The following is a 9,921-nucleotide window of genomic DNA, read 5'->3' on the forward strand; positions in this document are numbered from 1 at the left end:
TCCTCTCCTTTTTACATAAATTCTTCCCACTCATCATATAGAGAGGTAAGGTTATTTTCTAAATTAATTTTTTCTTGACTAACTTCCTTAGCTCTATCTGGATTAGAGTATACTTCTTCTTGACATAAAAGTATATCTAACTCTTCAATTTTAAGCTCTAATTTTTCAATTTCTTTTTCTATATTTTGTCTTTTTAGTCTGTTTTTCTTTTCTAATTCTCTTTGTTCTCTTTCTTTTCTTTTTTCATCTTTTATTTGAGTTCTAGTTTTCTCATCCTTTTCTTCTATAACACTCATCTCTTGGACTTGCCTTTTTTTATCAATATAATAATCATAATTTCCTAGGTATTCAGTAACTCCATTTTCGTCTAAAACTAAAATCTTATCAACAACAGTATTTAAAAAATATCTATCATGTGAGATTGTAAATATAGTACCATCATAATTAGTTAATGCCTCTTCAAGAACCTCCTTAGAATCAATATCTAGATGGTTAGTAGGCTCATCTAATAATAATAAATTTGCATTTGATAGTATGAGTTTAAGTATAGCAACTCTAGCTCTTTCCCCACCACTTAATGTAGATATCTTCTTAAAAACTTCTTCATCAACAAATAAAAATGCTCCTAACATATTTCTCAAAGTAGTTTGAGTAAGATGAGTATTATTTTCCCAAATCTCATCAATTATTGTGTTATCTAAATTAAGAGTTTTTTGTTCCTGATGGAAGTAAGAAACATGGACATTAGCTCCAAATTTAATAGCACCACTAAGAGGCTGTAGTTCATTAGTTATTATTTTAAATAATGTAGATTTACCAATACCATTTGCACCGATAAGAGCAACTTTTTCTCCTCTATATATATCTAAGTCCAAGTTTTTAAAAAGTATTCTTTCTCCATAGCCCATAGACACATCTCTGATTTGAAGAACATCATTGCCACTTTGGACAGAAGGAGTAAATTGTATACGAGCTTTTTTTCTATAAGCTTCTGGTTTATCTAAAACATCTACTTTATCCAATGCTTTTTCTTTACTTCTTGCACGTTTTAAGTGTTTTTCTCTACCATAAGCTTTTAGCCTTTCAATTGATTCTTCTTGTTTTTTTATTTCTTTTTGTTGGTCTTCAAATTTCTTAAGCTCTAGTTCTTTTTCTACCCTAGATAACTCAACAAATTTAGAATAATTACCATTATATACTTTAAGTTTTTTATTATGAACTTCAAAAATTCTATTTACAGATTGGTCTAAGAAATATCTATCATGAGATATTAACATAACAGTACCTTTATATTGTTTTAAAAATACTTCTAACCATTCTATCGCCTCAGAATCTAAGTGGTTAGTAGGTTCATCAAGTAACAATAGGGTTGGTTTTTTAAGAAGTAATTTTCCTAAAAGAACTCTGGTTTTTTCACCACCAGAAAGTATGCTTATTGGCTTATCCATATCATTGTCACTAAATCCTAATCCCTTTAAAACTCCTTTTGCTTCAGATTTATATCCATATCCATTTAAATCTGAAAATAATTCTAGTTTATGTGAATATTCATCCATGATTTTTTCTAGAATTGGAGAGTTTGTTTTTGTACTTTCTTCAGATATTTTAACCTCCAATTCTCTTAAATAGGATTCCATCTCTATCAAATTTTTAAAAACTTCTAACACTTCTTCCAAAATAGTATTATCCGAATAAAAATTAGTATTTTGTTCTAAATATCCGATTTCACAATCTTTAGAAGTGTAAATATCTCCACTATCATAGCCATAAATTCCTGAAATTATTTTAAATAAAGTAGTTTTTCCAGTACCATTAACGCCGATTATGCCAATTTTATCGCCTTCATTTACTGTAAAACTAATATTTTCTAATATAGAATCTATACCAAAACTTTTATTTAAGTTATTACATGACAAAACAATCATAAATTTCTACCTCCTTGAACTATCTAAAATTATAATGTTTTGATATAATATAATCAAGGTTATATGTATTAGTTTTGAAAAAGAAATATTTTATTGTGAATCAAACAAAAAAGAGGACACTTTTAGGAGGTGAAGATGTTGGGAAATAAAAATATATCAATGGCAGTTATAAGAAGGCTCCCAAAATATCATAGATATCTTGGAGACTTATTAGATAGGGATATACAAAGAATATCTTCTAAAGAATTGAGTGATATAATAGGGTTTACCGCTTCTCAAATAAGACAAGATTTAAACAACTTTGGTGGGTTTGGACAACAAGGATATGGTTATAATGTAGAAGCTCTTCATACTGAGATAGGTAAAATTCTTGGATTGGATCGACCATACAACGCAGTTCTTGTAGGAGCAGGTAACTTAGGACAAGCTATAGCCAATTATGCAGGGTTTAGAAAAGCTGGATTCGAGATAAAAGCTTTGTTTGATGCAAATCCTAGAATGATAGGTTTAAAGATAAGAGAATTTGAAGTATTAGATTCAGATACTTTAGAAGACTTTATAAAAGACAATAATATAGATATTGCTGTATTATGTATACCTAAAAATGGAGCACAAGAAGTTATTAATAGAGTTGTAAAAGCTGGAATCAAAGGCGTGTGGAATTTTGCACCATTAGATTTAGAGGTTCCGAAAGGTGTTATAGTTGAAAATGTAAACCTAACAGAAAGCTTATTTACTTTATCGTATTTAATGAAAGAAGGAAAGTAGACAACATAAAAATATTAATAATAAATAGTTGTGAAGAGTATTGAGAAAGTCAGAAGATTTAATATTAAATCCTCTGGCTTTTTGAAATATTAGGATAAAAATTTAAAGAATGTATGCAAATAAACAATATTAGGGAGAGTGATTTTTGTGGAGGAATTATGGAAAAAAGCAATTGAATTTCATGGTCATGAATGTCCAGGTTTAGCTATAGGATTTAAAGCAGCACTTGCAGCAAGAGAATGTTTGGGATGTAAACAATCAGGAGATGAGGAAGTTGTATGTATTTCTGAAAATGATGCTTGTGGAATAGATGGGATACAAGTAGTTCTAAGTTGTACAATGGGTAAAGGGAATTTACTACTTAGGATGACTGGAAAATCAGTATATCACTTCTTTAATAGAGAGAATGGAAAAGCAATAAGAATATATGTAAAGTCAAAACCATTTGATATGGATAGAGAAGGATATAAGAAATACTTATTAGAAAGTGATTTTGAAGAAATATTTGAGATTACAGATACGAAGTTAAGGCTTCCTGAAAAAGCAAGAATATTTAAATCTCTTAAATGTGAAATATGTGGTGAATTTGCTTCTGAGCAATACATAAGAATTCAAGAAGATAAAAAAGTATGTCTTGATTGTTTTGATAAATATGAAAGATTCTATGAAGAGGATTAAAGTTATATTAAATTAAAAGTATTAGATATGTGTTAACAGTATTTTAAGATAAATTAGATAGCAACTATAATAAAACATATAAATGATATTACTTGAACCATACATAATTAAAAAGAGACTGATTAGTATCTAAAAAATAAAATCAGTCTCTTTATGAATAACGAATTATTATTCTGGTTGAGGTGCATCTACAGGACAAGCTCCTGCACAAGAACCACAGTCTATACAAGAACCAGCATCTATAACATATGCGTCGTCTCCAGCTGATATACAGCTAACAGGGCATTCAGCCTCACAAGCACCACAGCTTATACAAGCGTCAGTAATTTTATATGCCATTTTGAAATCCTCCCTTTTATATGTATTGTAATTCAATAACATTATAACAAATATTATTGAATATAACAATTAAATTAATTCTACAACAAAAACTTTATTATGATATTCTTGTTTGAAAGTTTTACAATAAAATTTAATCTGTTTATATTTTTATTTATTTTAAAGAAATTTATTTTAAAAATAAAATTAAATTTAAAAAGTTGTCTATTGATTATATTTAAAAATGTTATACTCTAAAAAAGTATATTTTGTTTTAAAATCTGCTAATACAAAGGAGGTTTAATATGTATTATGAGTCTATTGTTATTTGTAGTAGGATGCTCTAATAATCCCAATAAGGAAAATACTATTAAAAAAGACTCTAAGAATAACCAAAGCTAGGGTATGTAAATATTTTAAAATCTGGAAGTGTAGAGGCAGTAGGTGTTGCAAATAATCATTCAGAAGATTATTTTGAAGAAGGAATGAAAGATACACAGTTTATATTGGATGAGAATAAAATAAATTATTTTGGATTAGGTAAAAATACTGTTGTAGATGTCAAAGGAATTAAGGTGGGTCTATTAGGATATAAATCAACAAACTTTTACTTTTTCAGATAATAAATTAACTTCAATTAAAGAGCCAAATATAATACCAACTGCAATAACATCTAGTAGCTCTAGAAATAACTATCAACCAAAAGTATTGGATGGAAGTGAGAAGGATAGAGTTTTAAATAAACTAGAAAAAATAAGTAAAGATTTGAATAAATAAAAATGTAAAAAAAAATAAATATATATATTTATTTTAATAATTTATATTTTGTTTAAGGCATGGAAAATCGTGGTATTAAAAAAGTAGATTAAATAGTTAAATTATAGTCAATTATAATAAAGCTATTTAATCTACTTTTTTAATATAAAAATATAAGGGGGAATTTGTAATGGCTTGTAACACTTGTAAAATGTGCGAAAGTGCAGACAAGAAATTAGAAAGTTTTGTAGCGTCAAAGGATGTTGAAACAGCATTTCACAGAACAGAAGATCAAAAAGTTAAATGTGGTTTTGGACTTCAGGGGGTTTGTTGTAGACTCTGTTCAAATGGACCATGTAGAGTAACTCCTAAATCACCAAGAGGTATATGTGGAGCAGATGCAGACACTATAGTAGCAAGGAACTTTTTAAGAGCAGTAGCATCAGGAGCAGCTTGTTATTTACATGTGGTAGAAAATACAGCTAAGAATTTAAAAAATGTTGGAATAACTAAAGGTGTTGTTAAAGGAGAAAAAACATTAAATCAATTAGCAGAAATGTTTGGAATAGAAAGTGATGAAAAGTATGATAGATGTATAAAGGTTGCTGATAAAGTTATCAATGATTTGTATAAATCAAGAGATGATAAGATGGAATTAGTAGAAAAAATAGCTTATGCACCTAGAGTGAAAAAGTGGAAAGAGTTAGGTATAATGCCTGGTGGTGCAAAGTCAGAAGTTTTTGATGCAATAGTAAAATCATCAACAAATTTAAATAGTGACCCAGTAGACATGCTAGTTAATTGTTTGAACTTAGGTATATCAACAGGATTATATGGTCTTACACTAACTAATCTTTTAAATGATGTTATGTTGGGAGAGCCAGTTATAAGAATGGCTCCTGTAGGATTTAATGTAATAGACCCAGACTACATAAATATAATGATAACAGGTCATCAACATTCAACATTTGCAAATTTCCAAGATAGATTAAAAGATGAAGACGTTATAAAATTAGCTCAATCTGTTGGTGCAAAAGGATTTAAGCTAGTAGGATGTACATGTGTTGGTCAAGATTTACAATTAAGAGGAGAACATTATCAAGAAGTATTTGCTGGACATGCTGGTAACAATTTTACAAGCGAGGCTGTTTTATCAACTGGAGCAATAGATATAGTTCTTTCAGAATTTAACTGTACTATACCAGGTCTTGAACCAATAGCAGATAAATATAAAGTAAAAATGGTTTGTTTAGATGATGTTGCTAAAAAAGCCAATGCAGAATACATAGGTTTAGACAGAAGTAAATTAGATGAACTTAGTAACACTTTAATAGAAAAAGCATTAGAATCTTATAAAGAGAGAAGAGGAAGTGTTGAAATAGATATACCAAAAGACCATGGATTTGAACAATCTTTAACTGGTGTAAGTGAAAAGAACCTGAAAGCGTTTTTAGGAGATTCATGGAAGCCTCTTATTAATTTAATAGCAGAAGGAAAAATTAAAGGTGTTGCAGCTGTTGTAGGATGTTCAAATATGACAGCAGGAGGGCATGATGTAAATACTGTTGAGCTTACTAAAGAATTGATTAAAAAAGATATAATAGTACTTTCTGCAGGATGCTCTACTGGAGGACTAGAAAATGTTGGTCTTATGTCACCTGGAGCAGAAGAATTAGCAGGAGAAAACTTAAAAGAAGTATGTAAGACTCTAGGAATACCACCAGTATTAAACTTTGGACCATGTCTAGCTATAGGAAGACTAGAAATAGTAGCAACAGAATTAGCAGCTGAGCTTGGAATTGACTTACCACAATTACCATTGGTACTTTCAGCACCACAATGGCTGGAAGAACAGGCATTAGCTGATGGAGCTTTTGGTCTTGCTCTTGGTTTACCTCTTCATTTAGCTTTACCTCCATTTATAACAGGAGGAAAATTAGTAACAGAAGTATTAACAGAAAAACTAAAAGACTTAACAGGAGGACATGTTATAGTGAATCCAGACCCTAAATCTTCAGCTAATCAATTAGAAGAAATAATAATAGACAGAAGAAAAAATTTAGGGTTAAAGGATGTGGAATGTAATGCATAGAATTTTTATAAATAAAGATTTATGTACAGGATGCAAGAGTTGTGTATTAGCATGTATGCTAAAACACAATAAAGATTATGACATGTATACTCTTGATTTAGAAAATATAGATAATGATAGTAGAGGACATATAGAATTAGATAGCAAACATAATAATCCAGTTCCAATTCTTTGTAGACACTGTGATGAACCTGAATGTGTATTAGCATGTATGAGTGGTGCAATGCACAAAGATAGTGAAAGTGGAATCGTTTCATATGATGAAGAAAAATGTGGTTCATGTTATATGTGTGTAATGTCTTGTCCATATGGATTATTAAAACCAGATGACAGAAGCAAGCAAAACATACTTAAATGTGATTTGTGTAAAGATGAGGAATATCCTAGATGTGTAGCTAATTGCCCAAGTGGAGCAATTGAATTACAGAAGGAGGAAAATGATGAATTATGTAGTGTTAGGAGCTAGTGCTGCTGGTATTAATGCAGTAAAAACATTAAGAGAATTAGATAAAGATTCAAATATAATATTAATTTCTAAAGATGAAAATATATACTCAAGATGTATGTTACATCATGTTATATCTGAACACAGAACTTTAAAACAAATAAATTTTGTTGATGAAGACTTTATGGAGAAAAATAATGTAAATTGGATTTCAGGTAAGACTGTTAAAGGTATAAATATAAATAAAAAAGTAGTTCAGACAGAAGATATTAATGTAAATTATGATAAACTTTTAATAGCTACAGGAGCATCTTCTGCTATTCCTCCTATAAAAAACTTGAGAGATGGAAATTTTGTATATTCTGTGAGAAATATAGATGATATTTATAAAATAAAACAAAAAGCAGAGAACTCTAAAAATGTAGTTATAATAGGTGCTGGCCTAGTTGGTATAGATGCACTAGTTGGATTATTTAAATATGAGCAATTAAATATTTCTGTAGCTTTTATGGAAAAGTATATTTTAGATAGACAATTAGATGAATATACAGCATCAGTATATGAAAATAAGTTTAAAGAAAAGGGTGTAAAATTTTACCCAAGCGCATCAATACAAGAAATTATCTTGGATAACAGTAAAAATGTTAAAGGTGTTGCATTTTCAAATGGAGAAATTCTAAATGCAGATATGGTAATTGTAGCTACAGGGGTTAAACCAAATGCAGATTTTTTAGATGAAACAGGAATAGAATATGATAGAGGTATAATAATAGATGATATGTGTCAAACAACACAAAAGGATATATATGCAGCAGGAGATGTTGTAGGTAAAAATGCTATTTGGCCTCTAGCAGTAAAGCAAGGAATTGTAGCTGCATATAATATGGCTGGAAAAGATAAAAAAGTAGAAGATGAATTTGCTTTTAAAAATAGTATGAATTTCATGGACATACCAACTATTTCTATAGGAATGAATACACCTGTAGATGATAGCTATAAAGTATTAACTAGACATGGAATTAATGATTATAAAAAGTTTGTTTTTAAAGATAATGTAATCTATGGAGCAGTTATACAAGGAGATATTTCATATGTAGGTGTACTAACTTATTTAATAAAAAATAAAGTTGAAATATATGATTTAGAAAATAGGATATTTGATGTATGTTATGCAGACTTTTTTAATATAAAAGAAAATGGAGAATTCTGTTATAGCGTATAATGTATATGTAGAGTAAAGTTGGTAAATGTAAGAAAACAATAAATAGAGTTATTCTAAAATAAGAAGTCTTATTTAGAAATAGCTCTATTTTTGTAATTAAGTTTAAATTATATCCGATTTGTAAAATATTATTTTGAACAATTATACATATACTCTCTAGTTAGAGGTAAATCATTTTTTATACCTTTAGTGAAAAGTATTTGATGTATATCTATGATACCAGTGTTGAAAGCAGCAGCACAAGAGCAAAGGTATAAATCCCACATCCTTATAAACTTATCATCAAACATCTCTTTAATCTTTGGAAGATTCTCATAGAAGTTTTTTTGCCAGTATAGTAAAGTTTTTACATAATGTAATCTTAGACTTTCCACATCTATAGTGTGATATTTGTAATCGCTACAAAAATGTATCATTTCTCTTAGACTAGGAATAACTCCTCCTGGGAAAATATATTTTTTTATCCAAGGGTCTCCATAAGATTCCTTTAGACCACTTATATAGTGAAGTAAAAATAATCCACTATCTTTTAGAACAGCATTTACATTTTTAATAAAAAGTTCATAGTTTTCCCTACCAACATGTTCAAGCATACCAACACTTACAACTCTATCAAACATAAGGTTTGAGTTTTTGAGCTCTCTATAGTCCATAAGTTTTACTTCAAGGTAGTCTTGAAGGTTCTCTTCTTTAATTCTTTTATTAAATTCTTTAAATTGTTCTTCACTAAGCGTAATTCCAACGCCGTGAATTTTATATTTTTTTGCTGCTTCTATTAGTAAGAATCCCCAACCACACCCAATATCAAGAAGACTCATACCTTCTTCTAGATTTAGTTTAGTTAATATATGGTGAACCTTGTTGACTTGAGCCTCATAAAGAGTATCATTATCATTTCTAAAATATGCACAAGAATAACTAAGTGTCTTGTCTAACCACAAGCTATAAAAATCGTTACCAATATCATAGTGAGCATGTATTTCTTTCTTTTGATGTCTTATTGAATTTGATGAGTGTAGTAGATGTTTTACAGCTGAATTATTAATATTAAATTTGTCTATTTGTTTTAAAAGTAGATTCAAAGTTAAGAATAAATCTCCTTCAACTTCAATATCTCTACTTATGTAGGCTTCTCCAAGTGCTAAAGATGTACTTTTTAGTAGTTCAGATTTACTAATATCATTATTTATAATAACTTTAAACTGAGGAGAGCCATTTCCAATTAGAAACTCTTCTCCATCTTTAGGCCTAACTAGAAATGGTGTTTCACTAAATCTTTCTAAATAGTCTCTTAAAAAATTTTTTGTAATATTCATATTACCAGCTCCTTCTAATGTAAATCCAGTAAGTTTTACTTGCTTAAAGTATATTATATTCCTTTTTTTAAAAAATTAAAATTTTTTTCAATAAATTATTTATTTGAAGGAAATTTATCTTTTATAAAGGAATTTCATATTGTAGTATATTTTTTGCTTATGAATTTTCGTATTGGATATAATATTCAACTGTTAATGATATAATAATTTTAATCTATAAAGTACAATAAAATTTTGCAGTAAATAGCTTAAATCTATTTTATAAAGGAGTTGTGGGATGGAAGTATATGCTTTGGTTGGGTCAAGTGGTACAGGTAAGAGTTTTAAGGCTTTAGAGTTCGCCTATGAAAATGATATAGATTATATAATTGATTAAAAAATAGCTACGCACACTCGTGACT

At 28.8% G+C, this 9,921-nt stretch carries 10 protein-coding genes; 7 read left to right on the forward strand and 3 right to left on the reverse strand.

Going from position 1 to position 9,921, the window contains the following annotated elements; all coding sequences use genetic code 11:
• Positions 1-11: 11 nt before the first annotated feature.
• Positions 12-1,925: a ribosomal protection-like ABC-F family protein gene (gene abc-f, locus KGF39_RS03495; protein WP_227821208.1), complete on the reverse strand. Its 1,914-nt coding sequence runs from the start codon at positions 1,923-1,925 to the stop codon at positions 12-14.
• A gap of 135 nt (positions 1,926-2,060) precedes the next feature.
• On the opposite strand from abc-f, the gene KGF39_RS03500 reads away from it, so the two are divergent.
• Positions 2,061-2,693, forward strand: coding sequence for a redox-sensing transcriptional repressor Rex (locus KGF39_RS03500; RefSeq protein WP_227821209.1), 633 nt, complete (start codon positions 2,061-2,063; stop codon positions 2,691-2,693).
• 138 nt (positions 2,694-2,831) lie between these two features.
• Complete coding sequence (locus tag KGF39_RS03505; RefSeq protein WP_227821210.1) at positions 2,832-3,371, forward strand: FmdE family protein; 540 nt, start codon at positions 2,832-2,834, stop codon at positions 3,369-3,371.
• Positions 3,372-3,539: 168 nt separating this feature from the next.
• On the opposite strand, the gene KGF39_RS03510 is transcribed toward KGF39_RS03505, so the two are convergent.
• A complete protein-coding gene (locus KGF39_RS03510) occupies positions 3,540-3,710 on the reverse strand; it encodes a DUF362 domain-containing protein (protein WP_009888017.1) in 171 nt (56 codons plus the stop codon).
• A gap of 392 nt (positions 3,711-4,102) precedes the next feature.
• On the opposite strand from KGF39_RS03510, the gene KGF39_RS03515 reads away from it, so the two are divergent.
• From KGF39_RS03515 to KGF39_RS03530, 4 genes are all read left to right on the forward strand, one after another.
• Positions 4,103-4,312, forward strand: a complete 210-nt coding sequence (locus KGF39_RS03515) for a CapA family protein (protein ID WP_227821214.1) — start codon at positions 4,103-4,105, stop codon at positions 4,310-4,312.
• A 323-nt stretch (positions 4,313-4,635) separates the two neighbouring features.
• Positions 4,636-6,537 (forward strand): anaerobic carbon-monoxide dehydrogenase catalytic subunit, encoded by a 1,902-nt coding sequence (gene cooS / locus KGF39_RS03520; RefSeq protein WP_227821211.1) that lies wholly within the window; start codon positions 4,636-4,638, stop codon positions 6,535-6,537.
• Positions 6,530-7,003 (forward strand): 4Fe-4S dicluster domain-containing protein, encoded by a 474-nt coding sequence (locus KGF39_RS03525; RefSeq protein ID WP_009895266.1) that lies wholly within the window; start codon positions 6,530-6,532, stop codon positions 7,001-7,003. The genes cooS and KGF39_RS03525 overlap by 8 nt, the downstream gene beginning before the upstream one ends.
• Complete coding sequence (locus tag KGF39_RS03530) at positions 6,978-8,204, forward strand: FAD-dependent oxidoreductase (RefSeq protein WP_227821212.1); 1,227 nt, start codon at positions 6,978-6,980, stop codon at positions 8,202-8,204. Before KGF39_RS03525 ends, KGF39_RS03530 begins: the two co-directional genes overlap by 26 nt.
• Positions 8,205-8,332: 128 nt before the next feature.
• On the opposite strand, the gene KGF39_RS03535 is transcribed toward KGF39_RS03530, so the two are convergent.
• Positions 8,333-9,520: an SAM-dependent methyltransferase gene (locus tag KGF39_RS03535; protein WP_227821213.1), complete on the reverse strand. Its 1,188-nt coding sequence runs from the start codon at positions 9,518-9,520 to the stop codon at positions 8,333-8,335.
• A 277-nt stretch (positions 9,521-9,797) separates the two neighbouring features.
• On the opposite strand from KGF39_RS03535, the gene KGF39_RS03540 reads away from it, so the two are divergent.
• On the forward strand, positions 9,798-9,896 hold the full coding sequence (locus KGF39_RS03540; protein WP_255643230.1) for a helicase RepA family protein: 99 nt from the start codon (positions 9,798-9,800) through the stop codon (positions 9,894-9,896).
• Positions 9,897-9,921: the final 25 nt, after the last annotated feature.

Origin of the sequence: Clostridioides sp. ZZV14-6345 (genome assembly GCF_020657775.1) — a bacterium.
Classification (GTDB): domain Bacteria; phylum Bacillota; class Clostridia; order Peptostreptococcales; family Peptostreptococcaceae; genus Clostridioides; species Clostridioides difficile_D.

Coding starts and splice junctions, on each gene's coding strand:
- abc-f (WP_227821208.1), bottom strand. CDS start 1,925: ATGATTGTTTTGTCATGTAATAACTTAAATAAAAGTTTTGGTATAGAT.
- KGF39_RS03500 (WP_227821209.1), top strand. CDS start 2,061: ATGTTGGGAAATAAAAATATATCAATGGCAGTTATAAGAAGGCTCCCA.
- KGF39_RS03510 (WP_009888017.1), bottom strand. CDS start 3,710: ATGGCATATAAAATTACTGACGCTTGTATAAGCTGTGGTGCTTGTGAG.
- cooS (WP_227821211.1), top strand. CDS start 4,636: ATGGCTTGTAACACTTGTAAAATGTGCGAAAGTGCAGACAAGAAATTA.
- KGF39_RS03525 (WP_009895266.1), top strand. CDS start 6,530: ATGCATAGAATTTTTATAAATAAAGATTTATGTACAGGATGCAAGAGT.
- KGF39_RS03530 (WP_227821212.1), top strand. CDS start 6,978: ATGAATTATGTAGTGTTAGGAGCTAGTGCTGCTGGTATTAATGCAGTA.
- KGF39_RS03535 (WP_227821213.1), bottom strand. CDS start 9,520: ATGAATATTACAAAAAATTTTTTAAGAGACTATTTAGAAAGATTTAGT.
- KGF39_RS03540 (WP_255643230.1), top strand. CDS start 9,798: ATGGAAGTATATGCTTTGGTTGGGTCAAGTGGTACAGGTAAGAGTTTT.